Genomic DNA, 18,345 nt, shown 5'->3' on the forward strand with positions numbered 1-18,345 from the left:
ATATTGTAGGTTTCCTACAACAAAGAGAACTATGTGACCGCCGACTCCCCACGTCGAGGGACCGTCTTTTGTAGGAGTCGCGCGCCCGGTCGCGCCGATCGCGTGATCCTCAGTCGCAGCTCAGGGTGCGTCGGGCGGACGGGCGGCGGGTTCGCCGGAGGCCTCGGGCCCCGCCTCGGCCCGGGCCATCCGCACCGCGAGGAGCGCCGCGCGCAGCACCAGCGCGTCGCGCGGATCGGTCGGCGTCCGGCCGGTGAGTTCGCTCACGCGGCGCAGCCGGTAGCGCACGGTGTTGGGGTGCACGAACAGCGTCCGCGCGCAGCCCTCGAGCGAGCTGCCGCCCTCGAGGTATGCCGCGAGGGTGCGCAGCAGCTCGCCGCCGGCGTCGGCCAGCGGCGCGACGATCGTCTCCACCAGCCGCCGGTGTGCCGCCGCGTCGCCGGAGAACGCCCGCTCGGGCAGCAGCTCGTCGGCCGGTACCGGACGCGGCGCCTCGGGCCAGCCGGGTGCTGCGCGCAGCCCGGCGAGCGCGTCGCGGGCACTCGCGTGCGCCGTCGCGAGGTCGGGCGCGAGCGGGCCGACGACCAGCGGACCGTCGCCGAAGTCCAGGGCCAGCGCGGCCAGCACGGCGTCGAGGCCGTCCCCGTTGCGGTCCCCGTGTCGGTCACCGGGTCGATCACCGGGTCGATCGCCGCTCCGGTCGCCGTTGCCCGGGCCGGTGTCGGGCTCGCCGTCGCCCGCGCACGAGAGCAGGACGACGAGCCGGTTCCCCTGGGCCCCGACCAGGACCGACCGGCCGGCGCGCCCGGCGCGGCGGCGCAGCTCGCCGAGCCGCTCGGCCGCGTGCTCCGCGGGCGGGCTGCCGACGAGTACCCGCACCGCGCCCGCCGGGTCCCAGCCCAGTGCCGACGCCCGGGAGATCAGCTCGTCGCCCGCGTCGCCGCGGACCACGCCGTCGACGACGAGCGCCTCCAGCCGGGCGTCCCACGCCCCGCGGTCCTCCGCGGCCCCCGCATAGGCGGTCGCCGCGGCGAACGCGACCTCGCGGCCGAAACGCAGCACCGCTTCCGACAGCACGCGGAACTCCGCGTCGTCGGCGGCCAGCGGCGGCAGCCGTTCCTCGAGGACGTCGGTGGCGACCCGCACCAGCTCCACGGTCTGGCGCAACGTCAGCCGGCGCGCGAGGTCGCGTGGGGCGATGCGGAACGCCTCGGCGGTCAGCCGTACCGAGCCGGAACCGGCGCCCGCGCTCTCGGGCTCGGCGTCCTCGGGTCGGGTGTCGTCGGCCTGAACCCCGTCGGGTCGGCCGCGCCGGGGGCGGACGGATCCGGGCCCGGCTGCGGGGGGATCGGTGGCGGGGGCGGTCGGGTGCCCGGCTCCGGTCGCGACGAGCCAGCCCACGAAGTTCGCGACGCCGGTCTGGGTGACCAGCTGGACGCCCGACCGCAGCGCCGCGGGCAGCTTGCGGAACCAGGGCTGACGGCGGTCCATCGCCGCGAGGCACGCCCCGGCGATGCCACCGGCGGCGAGCTCCAGGCGGCGCAGCGTCGCGGGCGAGACGGCCGCGCGCGGGCCGGCGGGCGTCGTGGGGCGGGCCCGGGTGCCGGGATCGGCACGGCCGGATGCGGGGGAGGTCACGGCGCGGTCCCCGACATGTGCGGCAGCATGGCACGCGAAGGGGTCCGGCGGTGGCCGTGCCTGCCCGCCGGGCCCGTGCAACAGCAGCGCAACGCCCGGATGCGACGGTCGCCGCCCGCGGCCGCCCGCCGAGGGCCTGGAGGAGGGAGCAGCCCATGAGCCGGTCCGGCACCGTCGACGGCGTGCTCGTCCGGCGCGCCGACGACCGTATGCACACCGAGATCGACTGGCTCGACTCGCGGCACAGCTTCTCGTTCGGCGCGCACTACGACCCCGACGACACACACTTCGGTCTGCTGCTGGTGAGCAACGACGACAGGGTGAAGGCGGGCAGCGGGTTCGAGACCCATCCGCACCGCGACACCGAGATCGTCACCTGGGTGCTGGCGGGATCGCTCGTGCACCAGGACTCGACCGGGCACTCGGGCGTCATCCATCCCGGTCTGGCGCAACGGATGTCGGCCGGCAGCGGCATCCTGCACTCGGAGAAGAACGACGCGTTCCGCGCGGATCCCGCGACGCCCGCGACCGACGTCCACTTCGTGCAGATGTGGGTCGCGCCCGACACGTCCGGCGTCACGCCGGGCTACGAGCAGCTCGACATCACCGCCGAGCTCGACGAGGGTGGGCTCGTCGTCGTCGCGTCGGGCGTGCCGCGGCACGTCGACCAACGCGCGATCTCGTTGCGGCAGAAGGACGCCGCGCTCCATGCCGCACGTCTGCTGCCTGCGGGCACGGTCCGGCTGCCCGCGGCTCCGTACGTGCACCTGTTCGTCGCCCGGGGCACGGTGGAGGTCGAGGGGGCGGGACGGCTCGCCGACGGCGACGCCGCACGGATCACGGCGTCGGACGGTCGTCGGGTGACGGCCGGCGCCGATGGTGCCGAGATCCTGGTGTGGGAGATGCACTCCGCCCTGCGCTGAGCATCCGTTCCGCCGGGCCCGTCCGGGTACCGCTGTGGACCCGGACGTCGAGCGACGTCCGGGTCGGGGACGGTCGGAGGTCGGGTGTGGCGAAGGAGTGGGCGTGGGGCGGGTGACCGCCTCGGTCAGCCGATGGGCGTGACCTTGGTGGCCTGCGGGCCCTTCTGGCCCTGCTCGATGTCGAACGAGACGCGCTGCCCCTCGTCGAGGCTCTTGTAGCCGTTGACCTGGATCGCCGAGTAGTGCACGAACACGTCCGCGCCACCACCGTCAGGAGCGAGGAACCCGTAGCCCTTCTCGCTGTTGAACCACTTGACGGTGCCCTCTGCCATTCTTGCTCTCCTCGTACCTGGTGCCGGGGCACTCGCCCCCGGCATCGCGCCGCCCAGCTGCTGTTCGCACCCTGGTCGGGACACCGTTCACGATCACGCGAGGTCGGCGTCGGGCGGAGCGTACCGTGACTCGGCTCTCCTGCCGAGAGTCAATGACCTGTGGATTCTCGGTGAGCGACACGTTCGGGGACACCGTTCGGCCCCGATCAGAACGCCCTCGCGCGGGGCGGGCGGACCGCTGTCGCGCACCGTGTCCGGCCGTGCGTCGAGGGTGATCGGCGCCATGTGCGCGACCGCCCCGGAGCCGCGGATGCGGCCCCGGGGCGGTCGGGTACGGCGCGCGTGCGGCGTGTCAGGCGACCCCGGAGTCCGACGTCTGCGGGCCGGCCGCCTGCGGGTCGTCGATCGCGTACTTGGCCGCCGCCTCGGCGACGACGGCGCGGTCGACCTCCCCGCGCGCGGCCAGCGAGCCGAGCGCGGCCACGGTGATCGACTCGGCGTCGACCGCGAAGTGCCTGCGCGCGGCCGGCCGGGTGTCCGAGAGCCCGAAGCCGTCGGTGCCGAGCGTGGTGAACTGCGCCGGAACCCACTGGCGCACAAGGTCGGGGACCGCGCGCATCCAGTCCGACACCGCGACGACCGGTGCGTCGGACCCCTCGAGGGCCGTCCGCACGTACGGCACCTTCGGAGCCTCCTCGGGGTGCAGCAGGTTGTGCCGCTCGGCGTCCACACCGTCGCGGCGCAGCTCGCCCCAGGACGTCACCGACCACACCTCCGCGCCGACGCCCCACTGCTCGGCGAGCATGTCGCGCGCACGCAGTGCCCACGGCACGGAGACCCCGGACGCCAGCAGCCGCACCTGCGGGCCCTCCGGGCGCGGCGACGCCGCGTACCGGTAGAGGCCGCGCAGCAGCGCGTCGACGTCGAGGTCGGCGGGCTCGGCGGGCTGGACGTAGGGCTCGTTGTAGACGGTCAGGTAGTAGATGACGTTCTCGGGGTCCTCGCCGACCATGCGGCGCAAGCCGTCCTTGACGATGTGGGCGACCTCGTAGGAGAACGCGGGGTCGTACGCCGCCACGGCCGGGTTGGTCGCGGCCAGCAGCAGCGAGTGCCCGTCGTTGTGCTGCAGACCCTCGCCGGTCAGCGTCGTGCGGCCGGCCGTGGCGCCCACCAGGAACCCGCGGGCCATCTGGTCGGCCGCGGCCCAGATCGAGTCGCCCGTGCGCTGGAAGCCGAACATCGAGTAGAAGACGTAGACCGGGATCATCGGCTCGTCGTGGGTGGCGTAGGACGTGCCCGCCGCCGTGAACGAGCCGACCGAGCCGGCCTCGTTGATGCCCTCGTGCAGCAGCTGGCCCTGCTCGGACTCCTTGTAGGCCAACATGAGCGACGCGTCGACCGACGTGTACTGCTGCCCGTGCGGGTTGTAGATCTTCTGCGTCGGGAACATGGAGTCCATCCCGAACGTGCGCGCCTCGTCCGGGATGATCGGCACGAAGCGAGGGCCGATCTCCTTGTCCTTCACCAGCTCGCGCAGGATGCGGACGAACGCCATCGTCGTGGCCGCCTCCTGCTTGCCGGATCCCTTGCGCGCCACCTCGTAGACCTTGTCGCCCGGCAGCACCAGTGCCTTCGACGACGTGCGGCGCGACGGCAGCGGCCCGCCGAGGGCCTTGCGCCGGTCGGCCATGTAGCGGATCTCGGGCGCGTCCTCGCCGGGGTGGTAGTACGGCGGCAGGTACGGGTCGCGCTCGAGCTCGGCGTCGCTGATCGGGATGCGCTGCTCGTCGCGGAACTGCTTGAGGTCCTCGAGGGTCAGCTTCTTCATCTGGTGCGTGGCGTTGCGACCCGCGAAGTGCGACCCGAGGCCGTAGCCCTTGATCGTCTTGGCCAGGATCACCGTCGGCTGGCCGTTGTGCTCCAGCGCCGCCGCGTAGGCCGCGTAGACCTTGCGGTAGTCGTGCCCGCCACGCTTGAGGTTCCAGATCTGGGCGTCGGACAGGTCGCTGACCAGGTCCTTCGTCCGCGGGTCGCGGCCGAAGAAGTGCTCACGGACGAACGCGCCGTCGTTGGCCTTGTAGGTCTGGTAGTCGCCGTCGGGGGTCTGGTTCATCAGGTTGATGAGCGCCCCGTCGCGGTCGGCGTGCAGCAGCGCGTCCCACTCGCGGCCCCAGATGACCTTGATGACGTTCCAGCCCGCGCCGCGGAAGAACGACTCCAGCTCCTGGATGATCTTCCCGTTGCCGCGCACCGGCCCGTCGAGCCGCTGCAGGTTGCAGTTGACGACGAACGTCAGGTTGTCCAGGCCCTCCGTCGCCGCGACGTGGATGAGCCCGCGCGACTCCGGCTCGTCCATCTCCCCGTCACCGAGGAACGCCCACACGCGCTGGTCGGAGGTGTCCTTGATGCCGCGGTCGCGCAGGTAGCGGTTGAACCGCGCCTGCATGATCGCGTTCATCGGACCCAGGCCCATCGAGACCGTGGGGAACTCCCAGAAGTCCGGCATCAGCCGCGGGTGCGGGTACGACGGCAGGCCGTGGCCGGGACCGCCGTGGGACAGCTCCTGTCGGAAGCCGTCGAGCCGGTCCTCCGACAGCCTGCCCTCGAGGTAGGCGCGGGCGTAGATGCCGGGGGAGGCGTGGCCCTGGATGTAGACCTGGTCGCCGCCGCCCGGGTGCTCCTTGCCGCGGAAGAAGTGGTTGAAGCCGACCTCGTAGAGCGTCGCGGACGAGGCGTAGCTCGAGATGTGCCCGCCCACGCTGATCCCCGGCCGCTGTGCGCGGTGCACGGTCATCGCGGCGTTCCAGCGGATCCAGCGGCGGTAGGCCCGCTCGGCCTCCTCGTCGCCGGGGAACCAGGGCTCCCGGTCGGTCGGGATGGTGTTGACGTAGTCGGTGCTCGTCAGCGACGGGACCCCGACATGGCGCTCACGCGCACGCTGCAACATCCGCAGCATGAGGTAGCGGGCGCGTTGCTGGCCCGCGGCGTCGAGCACCGCGTCGAACGAGTCGAGCCACTCCGCGGTCTCCTCGGGGTCGATGTCCGGGAGGTGGGCGGCGAGGCCGTCTCGGATGACGTGGACGCGTCCGGTTCTCTCGGAGCGGTTGTTCGGGCCGGTCAAGGGGTCTCCCTGGTTGGCGGTCGTGCCGTTCGTGGTACGTGTGCCCCGGCGCGGCGGGGCCACTCGTCGGCTGTCGTTGCTGCCTCTATCGTGCCCCTCGGCGCGAGATCGTGGAACGGCGGTTGCGCACCGCTGGCCCCTCGTGTTCGGATTCCGCATCCGAACACGGGGTCGAGTAGGCCCCACGACACTAGGGGGCGCACGCGTGGTCGCCGCGGAAGATGCCGGACGCACGTCCGACATCGCCGGCAAGCTCGGCATCGAGCCGGGCATGGTCGTCCAGGAACTGGGTTGGGACTCCGACGTCGACGAGGCGGTGCGCGACGCTGTCGAGGAACGCAGCGGCGACGAGCTGCTCGACGAGGACGCCCAGGAAGTCATCGATGTCGTCCTCATGTGGTTCAGAGAGGGGGACGGCGACCTCGTCGACGCCCTCGTCGACGCCAGAGGACCCCTCGCCGACAACGGCGTCGTCTGGGTGCTGACGCCCAAGACGGGTCGTACGGGCCATCTGGAGCCCAGCGAGATCGCCGAGGCGGCCCCCACCGCCGGGCTCTCGCAGACGTCCAACGTCAGCGTCACCGACGAGTGGGCCGGTGCCCGGCTCGTCGCGCCGAAGCAGGGGAAAGCCCGCCGCTGACCCGTCCGCCCGCGGCCCGCCGGAACCGGGGTCGCGGGCGTCGGCACCCGGACGGGTGCAATAGGCTCGACCTCGAACCGCGCCCGCGACCGGGTGCGGTGACGCCGACGTGTCGAGGAGAACTCTGATCATGGCGCTCACGGTGGGCTCGCAGGCCCCCGACTTCACGCTGAAGGCCCACACCGGCGACGAGGTCACGCTCTCGTCGTTCCGCGGGAACAAGGCCGTCCTGGTGGTCTTCTACCCGTTCGCGTTCTCCGGTGTCTGCACCGGCGAGCTGTGCTCGGTCCGCGACGACATCGGCGCGTTCCAGAACGACGACGTGCAGGTGCTGGCCGTCTCGGTCGACCACACCTTCGCCCTCGCAGCCTGGGCGAAGGAGCAGAACTACGACTTCCCGCTGCTGGCCGACTTCTGGCCGCACGGCAAGGTGGCGCAGGACTACGGCGTGTTCAACGCCGACGCCGGCTTCGCCCTGCGCGGCACGTTCCTCGTCGACACCGAGGGCGTCGTGCGCTTCGCCGAGGTCAACGCCCCCGGCGACGCGCGGGACCAGGACGGCTGGCGCAAGGCCATCGCCGCCCTCTGACCCACCGCCGGCCCGCGAGGGCCGGCCCCGGGCGCGTAGCTCAGCGGGAGAGCACTCGGCTTACACCCGAGCGGTCGCAGGTTCGAACCCTGCCGCGCCCACCCCCTCCGACCAGGTCAGACACCTGCGCGACAGCTCAGTGGTCGTGTGTCGTGACACAGTTCATGACACGAACGTTCCTCCCCTCGCGTCATGCCACGTGCTCAGGCAGACCACAAGCGCACCCGCGGCAGCGTCGACCGCCTCCCCAGCGGGGCCTACCGCGTGCGCGTCTACGGAGGTGTCGACGCGGTCAGCGGACGCCGACACGACCTCGTGAGATCATTCCTCCCGGGGCTTTCGTGCGCACGCCGAGGCCGAGGCCGCGCGAACGCGCGCCCTCAACGAGGTCGACGAGAGCCGAAACCCGCGGATGTCGGCCACGGTTGACCAGCTGCTCGACGGCTACCTCGAGATGTCGACGTCAGCGGGAGCACACACATGGTGTGCACGCGGTACCCGGAGAACCACGTCCGCCCGTGCATCGGCGGGCTCGGGGCCGGCGCCGTGGATCCCGACGTCCTCGAATCCCTGTGCGCCGAGCTGCGCCACTGCGGAATCCACTGCCGGGCGCGGGCGGAGGAAGACGCGGCGGAGGTCGGAAAGCTGCTGACCGGGCAGGCGTACGTCTCCAGCGCCCGACTGCCGTTCGAGACGGTCGCGGCGGTCATCCCTCAGCAGATTCTGTCCGGCGAGCTCGCGGCCGGCGATCAGCTGCTTGCACTCAACGCCCTGGCCGAGCGGCACGAGGCTCGCTTGACGGAATCGATCACCCGGTGCGTGAACTCGAAAATAGGCGACGAGGATTCGCGGTCATCAGGTCTGCCACGACGCCGGATGTCACTCCATGACGCTCCAGGCGAGGCAGGAAAAGCTTCGGGACATAGCCGAATCCGTTTCCACCGTTGCAGGTCAACATGCTCTTGGTGGCCACATCGTGGCTCAATAGTATTCGTGCGGCGTACCCGTCCCGAATGAGGCCGGCGACCGCGGCTGCGGTCTGGTCAGGGGCGGGGGACTGACCTTCCCCGGGGTAATGGAACGGCATCCCGATCATGTCGAACTCGAGCCAGACGCCATGATCCGCGACGGCGCGCTGGTAGTCCAGATCATGTCCAGAGGGATCCATATGGCACATGACGACCGCCGCAGGGGCAACCCCTTCCTCGCCCAGGACGATGTCGAGTACCTCGAGGGCTCGACGTTGCCAGCCCGGCAGGTGGACCAGGAGCGGAACTCCGAGCTGACGTTGGGCGCGAGATGCAGCGCGCAGCCGAAGCTTCTCCGCGTCCGTGAAGTCAGGTGAGACTCCGATTTCCCCGATGACTCCGGGCGAGAGCCCCGTTTCGCCGACTCCGTCGATGAACTCGGCCAGAAGCTCCTCGGTGAGCTGGTCGACGCCGGCGGAGGTGGTCGTGCTGTCGTGAAACCCGTGGACATACCAACCGGAACCCATTACGACGTTGATTCCCGACCTGTCGGAGATCTCTCTGAGCGCTAGAGGGTCCCGCCCGAAGTCTCCGTTTGTGCAATCGATGACTGTTCGTCCGCCGGCCTCACTGAAGTTCCCGAGTTCGGCGGCCGTGGTGAGCGGGTCGTCCTGACGCCCGTTGTCGAAGCAGCAGAACGGGTTGTCGGCAAGTAGCCAGTTCATCGACGGACCCACGCGGGTGCCGTACAGCTTGCGTTCGGCTGCGCCCTCGGGCGGGGTGAACCGCTTCGTGAAGTCGAAGATGAGGTGCTCGTGGGTGAGGGTCATGCCGAGCTCGTCTACCGGTATGGGGCCTCGAACCGTGTTCACCTGCACGGTCTGCTCGGCTGCCGATGAGGCCATCTGGATTCTCCTTCGTATCGGGATCGGTCGCGCCGGCCCGTACTGGATACCGCGCCAACGTCGATCCATGGGAGCTTGGGTCGTAGCTGTCGCCGAGGGACGCCTGGGTCGTGCGGTCGTTGTCCACTGTCGTTGTCCACTGTCGTCCCGCGATGCCCTGCGTCCGTCAGACCGTGCCTCCGACCTCGAGGTCCGTGCCACCTGAACCCTGTGGATAGGGGTGAGTGCGGTACGGCCGCAGCGCACCGCCGAGGACTGCGAGCCCCACAGCCCGCGGCGGCAACGCCGCGCTGGGTGCTCGTCGGGCGCCGATCATCGGCGCTCGCTCGAATAGGACTGAGCTGTGGATCAGGGGGTCTCCGATGGTGACGGGGAGCTCCGTGATCAGCCATTGAACACGATAGAAACGTTCTAAGTCTTGCTGTGATGCAGCCTACGTCGCTAGGGTTGCCGGCAGCGTCGGACGCTACACGAGTAGAGCTACTGGCATCGAGTAGAAACGATTCAAGCCGCGCGTTCGTCGGGCGGCGTCAGGACGGGAACTACAGGAAGCGACATGGCCTCGACCACTCGCTCTCGACCGCGGTCGGCGAGCACTCGGCTGCTCGAGCCAGGGGGCGCGGCGGAGATCGGCACGCTGAGGGCGTCGGCCGTCTGGGCAGGCGGCGACATGGCATCCGGCACGGGCCGGCACTCGCTGCCCGGGACCAGGGGGGACGACCACATGGCTACCTCCTCCAGGGAGCTTGCGCCCCTCCAAAGGCATCGAGCTCCGGACCTTCGTGGAGAGGCCTCTGCGGCCTCGGCTCGCGTTTGCTCTTCGAGACAGGGCGATCACTGTCTCGCTGCCGTGATGCGTCGTCATCGGCGATACCGGCTCTGTGCCTCTGGAGCCGATCCTTGGTGATGAGGAGCAGAGCACGACCTCTGATTCCCGTCACATGGCAACCATTGACACGAGTGGTCGGGTGTCCGAGGTGATCGACGAGACGACGAGACTCCGATGAGCATGCGGTTCGACGTGACGGAACAGCCGATCGAGTTGACGATCCGGAGTTCGTCGAGCATCTCGTGGATCTGGTGGTCTGGAAGTACTCCCACGTCGGACGCCCGTACCTCGAGTACCGCGTCAGTGTGGGGCGCGGTAGCGGCGCGACGTCGGTACCGGATCATTCATGAGCGCGTCGACGGTCGGAGCATGCATGAGCTGCCCGGCCTCCGGCCCGGCGGCGCCTTTGCTTCCCTGACCGCTTGGTGAACGGAAGCTGATTTCTCCATCGAGGCCGGCCCGCTCGGATCGAGAGACCGCCTTCATGGCCCCGACGACGGCAGGGGCGGGCCGCTGACCACCAGTTGAGCGGCTCCCCAATCCGCCTCATGATCACGGGAGGCGGGCGCGGCGGGGTGGCTCAACGAGCACAGTCCTCGGCTTGGTCCAACCTCTCTCTGACCAGGCCCCCTGCTGTAGGTACACGACCAGGAGAGTAGACATGGGCGAATCGTCCCTGTGGCGCAACATCATCGTGAACGTCGACAGTTACAAGAACGCGCACTACGGGATGTACCCGGACGGCACCGAGTACGTCTCGAGCTACGTCGAGTCACGTGGCGGCCGCTTCCCCGCGACACTGTTCGTCGGGCTCCAGGCTTTCCTGCGCGAGTACCTGACCCGGCGGATCACCCTCGACGACATCCATGAGGCCGAGGCCGTGCACCGGCCGATGGGCATCCCGTTCAACCGGCAGAACTGGATCGACCTGGTCAACGACCACGACGGCTACCTCCCCATCGAGATCGAGGCAGTCCCGGAGGGCACCGTCGTCCCGACCGGTAACGTCCTCGTCCAGCTGGTCAACACCGATCCGCGTTACCCATGGATCACCAGCTTCGTCGAGACCGCTGTGCTCCGGGCCGTCTGGTATCCGACCACGGTCGGCACGTTGAGCTGGACGGCCAAGCAACTGATCAGGGGGTTCCTGGAGCGCACCTCCGATCACCCCGAGGCGATTCGCATGTACTTGCACGACTACGGCAATCGCGGGGTCAGCTCGCTGGAGTCGGCCGGTCTCGGCGGAATGGCACACCTGGTCAACTTCGACCAGACCGACACGGTTCCCGCGTACGTCGCCGCCCGGCAGTGGTACAACGCGGCGGCCCCGAACGGCAGCGCCGTCTTCCAGGAGCATTCCACGGTGGCGGCCGCCGGCAGGGATGCCGAGGCGGACACGTTCCGCAGCCTTCTCAAGTTCCCCGGGGTCGTCGTGGCCGGCCTCCTGGTCGACACGTTCGACCACGACCGGGCGGTCAACGAGATCCTCGGCAAGGAGCTGCACGACGAGATCAGCCAGTTCCAAGGGCTCGTCGCGGTGCGGTGCGACTCTGGCGATCCGATCAAGGTGCCGGTCGACACCGTCGAGTCGCTGATGAACAGCTTCGGGCACGAGACCAACGGCAAGGGTTTCAAGGTCCTGCCTCCGAACATCCGGGTGATCCAGGGCGACGGGCTCACCCTCGACACCTACATCGCGATCTACACCGAGCTGGAGGCGCGGGGTCTGGCCGCGGACAACGTGCTCTGTGGGATGGGTGGCGGCCTGCTGCAGCAGGTCAACCGGGACACGCTCAACTTCGGGTTCAAGGCCAGCGCCATGCGGATCAACGGTGAGTGGCGCGAGACCGTGAAGGCCCCGACCGGCAGCGCGATGAAGCGGTCGAAGGGAGGCAGGCTCGCGCTCCGCTACACCGACGGCACGTACTCCACGGTGCCCCGCGACTCCATCCCGGCGGAGGAGAACCAGCTCGTGCCGGTCTTCCGCGACGGCAAGGTGCTGCGGCAGTGGGACTTCACCGAGCTCATCGAGCGGAGCGAGCGGCCGACTCCGGAGAGCTACTACTCGGGCGTCGTACAGGGAGTTGCCGGGGTGCGCTGAGGCGCGCTGAGGCCGGTCGTTGCGGGACCGACCCGTGCTTCCCCGGGTCGGTCCCGCTCCCGTGCGACACAGCCTGCTCCATCCGCGACTCCGGCCGCTCGATCACGGTCCCGAGCGCCGGGGGCGCTCGGGAGTGAATTGCGACCGACTTCGGACACCCATCCGGAGAAAGACTCCGGACCTACAGTTCAGTCGCTAGGGGGAGGGTGGCCGGAGGCCGAAAAACCGCGGACGACGCGTCGGAGTGTGATGTTCTCGGGCACGGAGGTATCGACAATATTGGACTTTCTGATATGACCCTGAACAAAGTTGGGCTGGCCGGAGCAAAGGTTCCACCGATCGGTCAGGGAACCTGGCGAATGGGTGTGGACGCGCCGGCCGAGATCGCCGCCTTGCAGGCCGGTATCGATCTCGGAATGACCGTGATCGACACGGCCGAGCTCTACGCCGACGGGGCTGCGGAGGAGGTCGTCGGTCAGGCGGTCCGTGGCCGTCGCGACGAGGTATTTCTGGTCAGCAAGGTGCTCCCGCAGAATGCGTCCACGGAAGGCACGGTCGCGGCATGCCATGCGAGTCTCAGACGCCTGGGGACCGATCGAGTGGATCTCTACCTGCTGCATTGGCGTCGTGAGGTTCCCCTCGGGGAAACAGTCGCCGGGTTCGAGAAGCTGCGCGAGGAGGGTTCGATCCGGGCCTGGGGGGTCAGCAACTTCGACCTGCACGATCTGGAGGACCTTCCGGACGGCGCCGTCCCTGCCTGTAATCAGGTCCTTTACAATCTGACGCGTCGCGGTCCGGAGGCGAATCTGATCCCGTGGTGTGAGCGCGTGGGTGCCGCGATCATGGCCTACTCGCCCGTCGAGAAGGGCGCGTTGCTCGGTCATCCCGACCTGCGCCGCGTGGCCGCAGAGCGTGGAGCCACCCCGGCGCAGGTTGCGCTGGCCTGGTCGGTCCGTAGCGGGGGCGTCATCGCCGTTCCGAAGGCTGCCCGGCTTGCCCATGTCGAGGAGAACGCTGCAGCGCTGGACCTCGAGCTCACCGACGAAGAACTCGAGGTCCTGGATCGCGCCTTCCCAGCGCCAGGTGTCGTCCCGCTCGAGACGCTGTCCTAGTCAGGAAATGATTTGTTTCCGGTCGACCCGACGATCGAGTGGTTCCTCTCTGGCGATCGACGTCGGCGCCGAGACCCCTTGTATGTATCCCGCGAGCATCCTCCCGTGTGACCTTCCCGTGAAAAGAGAGCTCATGCCGCAGAGCCCGGATGCCGACATGTCGGACCACGGCCGACGTCTTCATGTCTTCGACATGGACGGCACCCTCCTTCGAGGTGCCGCCACGATCGAGCTGGCCCGACACTTCGGAAAGCCGACCGTCGGCCATGATATCGAGTCTCGATGGCTCGCCGGCTCCATCTCGGACCGCGAATTCTGGGAGACGTTACTCGACATCTGTGCCGACGCGACCGAGGCCGACCTCGACGCTGCGTTCGAGGGTTCCTGCTGGATGACCGGCACCGTCGACGTGCTCACCGATATCCGCGCCAGAGGTGAGATTGCGATCGTCATCACGCAGTCCCCGGCCTTCTTCGTACGCAGACTGCAGCGTTGGGGCGCGCATGAGACCTATGGCTCGGACGTCGAGGTCGGCCGGCCGCTACCGGATGCGGCCACGCTGTCACCGGAGGCGAAGGTCAAGATCACGCAGGATGCTCTGGCCCGGCACGGCCTGACGGCGCAGGCGTGTGTCGCCTACGGCGACTCGTCCTCGGACCTGGACCTGTTCACCTGGTTGCCGCACGCGGTCGGGGTGAACCCGAGCCCGGCCATCGCCCGGTTGGCGTCGGCGAGCTACGTCGGCACCGACCTGAGAGAGGCATACTCGATCGGCCGTGGCCTGCTGTCGCCCACCGGCGTCGGCAGGACCTGACGAGGGCATCTCTCGTTCACCGGTACCGATGGCAGGCGCGCCAGTGGATGACCCGCTCGCGGAAGTACCGCCGGTCGCGATGCCTCCGCATGACGACCGCGTCGAGATGTCCGACGGGGTGAAGGCCGACGTCGTCCAGCCGGGGCACCCGATCCTCGGCGGCACGCCTAGAGCGTGACCGCCACGCCGCACCGGGCGCCCCCGGAGTTCGCGGAGTGGGGGCACTACCCCGCGCTGTGGGGCTCGACCCTGTCGTGGGCGGCCGGACGCCAGGTGCGGATGCCCCAGGCTGACGGGGAGCGGTGCTGAGGCGCAGCAGCCCAGGGTCTGGTTGACCCGGTGCGGGTAGCAGGGTCAGGCGTCGTAGGCGGTGTCGAACAGTGTCTCGAACTCGGCACGGGTCAAGCGGCGGAGTGTCCTGGCGGCGGCGGTGGTAGGGGCGCTCGATCCAGGACGCGATCATTTGCTGCGTCCCATCGGATCCCCCTGCGTGCGGAATCTCGCGCCGACCATTTCCGCGCTCGTCGAACTCGTCGGGCTCGGCCCCGTGCTCCTCAGCTCCGCCGAGCTCGGCGACCGCACACGCTGCCGGGAGCAGCACGGACGGTGCGGCTCCGGACGGTGCGGCTCCGGACGTGGCGGCCGGCCTGGCAGCTCGGCCGCAGGGCCCGGTCGTCGTGTGCCTGGGGGAGCGGGTGTCCCGGGTGACCGAACCCAGCGATGCGGTGGCGGCCTTGCCGGCCCGCCAGATCGCCGAGGTCCGAGATACGACCGACGCGGGCGACATGTTCACCGGAGTGTTCGCCGGTGCCCTGCCACGGGGCAGCCGTTCTGAACGCGAGCTCCCGGGCGTCACGGCCGCCTTGCTGGGTCGGTCGGCTGGGTCGGTGCACGAGCAGGTGCCGCGCAGAGACGCCCTCGAGGGGTCACAGGAGGGCCCCAGACTGCTGCTGGTTCCGCGAGTAGGCACCCTCCTGCTCTGCCACACGGCCAAACCTGGGTGTCCCGAGCGCCGGAGTGGGCCATGCTCCCACCAGAGCCAATCGTCGGCTCCGTCGTCCGTGCTGGTCGCGTCGCCCCTCGGGCGGCTCGTCGACCTCCTGACCGCGGTCCGTGCCGACCCGCCGGTCGTGGTCTGTCCCAACGGGGCGGAGGCGCCCTGGCCCGTAGAGCCCAGGTATAAACGTTCCATGTGTTGCCGTCGGCAGACGGCGACCGCTACGCTGTGCGGGTATCTTGGCGGGCCACGGCCCCCGATGCTCCCAGGAAGAAACGATTCAACCCTTGCCGACTCGGATGAAGAAGACGTGTCGTCGAACGCCTGTTGGGCGAGGGGAAGGAGACGGCGGTCGCCTGATGTCCTGCGAGGCCGAACATGAGCCCGCGGGTCGAGGTGAGAGTACTTCTGACGACATTGCCGTAGACGCCGCCAGGGTGGCGCTGTGTCGGTGATGAAGAATCGTACGACGACGTCTTCATTTCGGGCGAGCCCCGGTGGCAGTTCAGTCATAGCGCAATCGATAGTGAGGGAAAGAGTGTGCTGTACGAGGTTCGAGAGTACGTCGTCACGCCCGGTCGCCTCGAGTCGCTCATTACGAGATTCAAAGAGCACGCATTACCCCTGTTCGTCAAACATCAGATGGACCTCGTTCAGATCGGCGTGACCTCGGTGGGCGATCACTCGTTCAACGAGGTCGTCTACACGCTCCGCTTCACAGATGTCGCAGACATGGAGCGCAAATGGAGGGCGTTCGTCCATGATCCGGAGTGGATCGCCGCGTTTCGCGCGAGCGAGGCGGACGGCCCATTGGTGCAGTCGATGAGGCGTCGACTGGTCGACGCGAGCTCGTTCGGTGAGTGGTGCACGAAGAGGTGAACAGTGGTAGCAGGCGCGAGTTCCGTGCGGTACGAATCCATGGAGGCGACGGATCGACCCGGATTTCGGTCGACGAGCTGACCGACGACGACCTGCCCTGGGGTGATGTCGAGGTCGACGTCCTCTACTCGGATCTCAATTTCAAGGACGGGAAGGTGATGGAGGCCGGCTCGTCCCTCCCTCAGTGCTTTCCCATCGTTCCGGGTATCGACTTCGTAGGAACGGTGACCCGTTCTTCGAGTCCGCTGTTCGCGGTCGGCGATGGGGTGGTGGCGAACGGCTTCGGTCTCGGGACCGATCGTGACGGGGGACTGACGCAGCGGACACGTGTTCCGGGCACCTTCTTGCTGGCACTTCCTTCGCGGCTCGATCACCGGCGCGCCGCTGCTATCGGGACCGCGGGGTACACCGCCGGGCTGGCAGTCGAGGCAATCCTCGATGCCGGTGTGAGGCCTTCGAACGGGCCGGTTCTGGTCACCGGCGCGGGTGGCGGCGTCGGAACGCTCGCCATCGCGGTGCTGGCCCAGGCCGGCTTCGACGTCGTGGCGTCAACCGGACGGGCAGACCAACTGCGGGATTCGCTGCTCCGGCTGGGGGCGTGCGAGATCATCGACCGGCTGCCGGCCGAGGCCGGCGACGGGTTGGCGACTCCCAGTTGGAGCGCGGTGGTCGATTCCGTCGGCAGCACCACGCTCGCGTCGGCTCTGGCCGCCACCCGCTACGGAGGCGTGGTCGCCGCGGTCGGTCTCGCACAAGGAATCGATCTTCCTGCGACGGTGCTGCCGTTCATCCTGCGAGGGGTCTCGTTGGTCGGTATCGACTCCGTCTACGCCTCCGAGTACCGACGGCGGCGAGCATGGGACCGGCTGGCGAACGTGGACCACGAGCTGCTCGACTCGATCACTTCGGTCGTGGGGCTCGAGGACGCGGCGAGGGTGTCGCAGGATGTCGTGGCAGGCCGGGTACACGGTCGTGTCGTCGTCGATGTCCACAAATGAGCGACGAGGCAATGGCGGACCATCCGGTCGTGTACATCGGCGGTGAGGGGCGGGGCGGGGCGGCGCGGTCGCCGGTCTGCTCGGGGGCTCCGGTCCCCTCCTCCTGGCACCGCGAGATGCCGACGGTGGGGAGAGGGCAGCGGGTGTGGTCGTCCTGAGATCGGTGACAAGGAACGGGACGCGGCGTGCCGGCGCCGCCGACGAATGCATCTCGCGTCGACGGCGATACGCGGCGTCGGCGCCGGAAGGGCTGCGCACGAAAAGGGAGTGTCGAGCTCAGCTGGCGGTCCACGCACGATAGTTCCCGACGTTGCCCACGACTTCCTGAACAGTGCGGCCACCGGGACTTCCGAGGGGGTGCAATTCACCCGAGGGCGGCTTGCGGCGTACAGGTTCTCCCGGCAGATCGACGACGTCCCCGAAGCCCGCGACCAGCAAGCGTGACGCCCTGCGCTCCGCGGAAGTCTCGACGGATGCATCGGTCGGCCCCACGGTAGAAATGGGCGAAACTCAACCGCGATGAGTCAAGAGTCTCCGGCGGGCCCCGGATGGGCGTTCGGGCCCGAAGAAGCGAGAACAGCGCGAAAGGAAGCGTACAGAATGACGCAGCATCTCGGAAACGTGTTCCGCTACCAGCTCCAGCCTGAAGGATACGAAAATCTGGAGGACGCGGGCTCGACGGTACCGACCGGTACTTACCATATCGGCACTGTCGCCGGTGCGGAGGTCGGCGTGTGGGAGGCGGAGCCGGGGCTCATCGGGGGCGTGACCGACGAGGAGGTGTTCGTGGTCCTGGAAGGACGTGCCGAGGTCACGTTCGACGACACAAGGGAAACGATCCAGATCGGACCCGGCGATGTCGTACGCCTCAATAGGGGCCAGCGCAATACGTGGCGGACCATCGAGCGACTTCGGAAGGTCTCCATCTGGTCGGCGTCGGACTCGTGACGTGGTTGTCCCGGTGCCGGCGAAGCCGTTCTCGAGTCACGGAGGATGCCGTGGATGTGGAACGGTGAGCCCGCAGGACTACGGTCGGACAACCGTTGATTCCCCCACGGGCGGAGCAGGCAGCGGGTAACGCGCGTGTCGCTGTTCGCGCCGACGGCGAGCGGTTTGGTCGAATTCTCGATGACTGCTCGAGTTGTTGAACCAGGCGTCTCGCGCTGACCGAGTGTGTCCTTGTACTGCAAACGGCGGTGAGGGCGTCTGTGCGGGGCTGACGGCCCGGTCGGCGGTGATGGTCACGCCTGGTCGGTCTTTCCGGGGACGTGGCTTCGTTGGACGCGGTGGTGAAGCTGGTCGCGGGCTGATTCGGCCGGGTGTCGGGTGGGCCGCGCACCTGCGCGGGTTGCTGGTCGGGCTGGAGCGCACGAACGGCAGAACTGAACCCCCGCGGAGCACGCGGGGGCGGTGTCTCTGATGGGGCGCGGCGGCTGCTGCGGACTGGGACGGCGATGGGGTCCGCGACGATCTGGGCGACTACGTCCTCGATCTGGCGC

15 protein-coding genes and 1 tRNA gene are annotated in these 18,345 nt (G+C 69.0%); 12 read left to right on the forward strand and 4 right to left on the reverse strand.

Annotation, left to right across the window (positions count from 1 at the left end; genetic code table 11):
• Nucleotides 1–120: 120 nt before the first annotated feature.
• Nucleotides 121–1,638 carry a PucR family transcriptional regulator gene (locus PSED_RS10880; protein WP_013674293.1) on the reverse strand — a complete coding sequence of 506 codons (1,518 nt, stop codon included), beginning with the start codon at nt 1,636–1,638 and terminating at the stop codon, nt 121–123.
• A gap of 155 nt (nt 1,639–1,793) precedes the next feature.
• On the opposite strand from PSED_RS10880, the gene PSED_RS10885 reads away from it, so the two are divergent.
• Entirely contained in the window at nt 1,794–2,561 is a 768-nt protein-coding gene (locus PSED_RS10885) for a pirin family protein (protein ID WP_013674294.1), read from the forward strand.
• 125 nt (nt 2,562–2,686) lie between these two features.
• On the opposite strand, the gene PSED_RS10890 is transcribed toward PSED_RS10885, so the two are convergent.
• Nucleotides 2,687–2,893, reverse strand: a complete 207-nt coding sequence (locus tag PSED_RS10890) for a cold-shock protein (protein ID WP_013674295.1) — start codon at nt 2,891–2,893, stop codon at nt 2,687–2,689.
• A 352-nt stretch (nt 2,894–3,245) separates the two neighbouring features.
• Nucleotides 3,246–6,014, reverse strand: a complete 2,769-nt coding sequence (gene aceE, locus PSED_RS10895; protein WP_013674296.1) for a pyruvate dehydrogenase (acetyl-transferring), homodimeric type — start codon at nt 6,012–6,014, stop codon at nt 3,246–3,248.
• 205 nt (nt 6,015–6,219) lie between these two features.
• Between aceE and PSED_RS10900 the strand changes: the two genes are divergently transcribed.
• From PSED_RS10900 to PSED_RS10910, 3 genes are all read left to right on the forward strand, one after another.
• Nucleotides 6,220–6,654, forward strand: a complete 435-nt coding sequence (locus tag PSED_RS10900) for a DUF3052 domain-containing protein (protein ID WP_013674297.1) — start codon at nt 6,220–6,222, stop codon at nt 6,652–6,654.
• A gap of 130 nt (nt 6,655–6,784) precedes the next feature.
• Nucleotides 6,785–7,243 carry a peroxiredoxin gene (locus PSED_RS10905; RefSeq protein ID WP_013674298.1) on the forward strand — a complete coding sequence of 153 codons (459 nt, stop codon included), beginning with the start codon at nt 6,785–6,787 and terminating at the stop codon, nt 7,241–7,243.
• Between the two features lie 29 nt (nt 7,244–7,272).
• Nucleotides 7,273–7,344: transfer RNA gene (locus PSED_RS10910), tRNA-Val, on the forward strand.
• A 707-nt stretch (nt 7,345–8,051) separates the two neighbouring features.
• Here PSED_RS10910 and PSED_RS10915 read toward each other — a convergent pair.
• Complete coding sequence (locus tag PSED_RS10915; RefSeq protein ID WP_013674299.1) at nt 8,052–9,116, reverse strand: phosphotriesterase family protein; 1,065 nt, start codon at nt 9,114–9,116, stop codon at nt 8,052–8,054.
• A gap of 1,490 nt (nt 9,117–10,606) precedes the next feature.
• Between PSED_RS10915 and PSED_RS10920 the strand changes: the two genes are divergently transcribed.
• The 8 genes from PSED_RS10920 to PSED_RS10950 all read left to right on the forward strand — a co-directional run bounded on the left by PSED_RS10920 (nt 10,607) and on the right by PSED_RS10950 (nt 17,794).
• Entirely contained in the window at nt 10,607–12,046 is a 1,440-nt protein-coding gene (locus PSED_RS10920; RefSeq protein WP_013674301.1) for a nicotinate phosphoribosyltransferase, read from the forward strand.
• Between the two features lie 293 nt (nt 12,047–12,339).
• A complete protein-coding gene (locus tag PSED_RS10925; RefSeq protein ID WP_013674302.1) occupies nt 12,340–13,158 on the forward strand; it encodes an aldo/keto reductase in 819 nt (272 codons plus the stop codon).
• A gap of 133 nt (nt 13,159–13,291) precedes the next feature.
• Complete coding sequence (locus tag PSED_RS10930) at nt 13,292–13,972, forward strand: HAD family hydrolase (protein ID WP_049803651.1); 681 nt, start codon at nt 13,292–13,294, stop codon at nt 13,970–13,972.
• Nucleotides 13,973–14,000: 28 nt separating this feature from the next.
• The gene (locus tag PSED_RS10935; protein WP_143770434.1) at nt 14,001–14,150 is read left to right on the forward strand and encodes a glutamine amidotransferase; all 150 of its coding nucleotides are present in this window, start codon (nt 14,001–14,003) and stop codon (nt 14,148–14,150) included.
• On the forward strand, nt 14,147–14,281 hold the full coding sequence (locus PSED_RS35285) for a hypothetical protein (RefSeq protein WP_267939120.1): 135 nt from the start codon (nt 14,147–14,149) through the stop codon (nt 14,279–14,281). The genes PSED_RS10935 and PSED_RS35285 overlap by 4 nt, the downstream gene beginning before the upstream one ends.
• A 1,228-nt stretch (nt 14,282–15,509) precedes the next feature.
• Nucleotides 15,510–15,848, forward strand: a complete 339-nt coding sequence (locus PSED_RS10940) for an NIPSNAP family protein (RefSeq protein WP_013674304.1) — start codon at nt 15,510–15,512, stop codon at nt 15,846–15,848.
• Nucleotides 15,830–16,846, forward strand: coding sequence for an acrylyl-CoA reductase family protein (locus PSED_RS10945; RefSeq protein WP_202946364.1), 1,017 nt, complete (start codon nt 15,830–15,832; stop codon nt 16,844–16,846). The genes PSED_RS10940 and PSED_RS10945 overlap by 19 nt, the downstream gene beginning before the upstream one ends.
• A 600-nt stretch (nt 16,847–17,446) precedes the next feature.
• On the forward strand, nt 17,447–17,794 hold the full coding sequence (locus PSED_RS10950; protein WP_013674307.1) for a cupin domain-containing protein: 348 nt from the start codon (nt 17,447–17,449) through the stop codon (nt 17,792–17,794).
• Nucleotides 17,795–18,345: the final 551 nt, after the last annotated feature.

Source organism: Pseudonocardia benzenivorans CB1190 (assembly GCF_000196675.2).
Taxonomy (GTDB): Bacteria; Actinomycetota; Actinomycetes; order Mycobacteriales; family Pseudonocardiaceae; genus Pseudonocardia; species Pseudonocardia benzenivorans.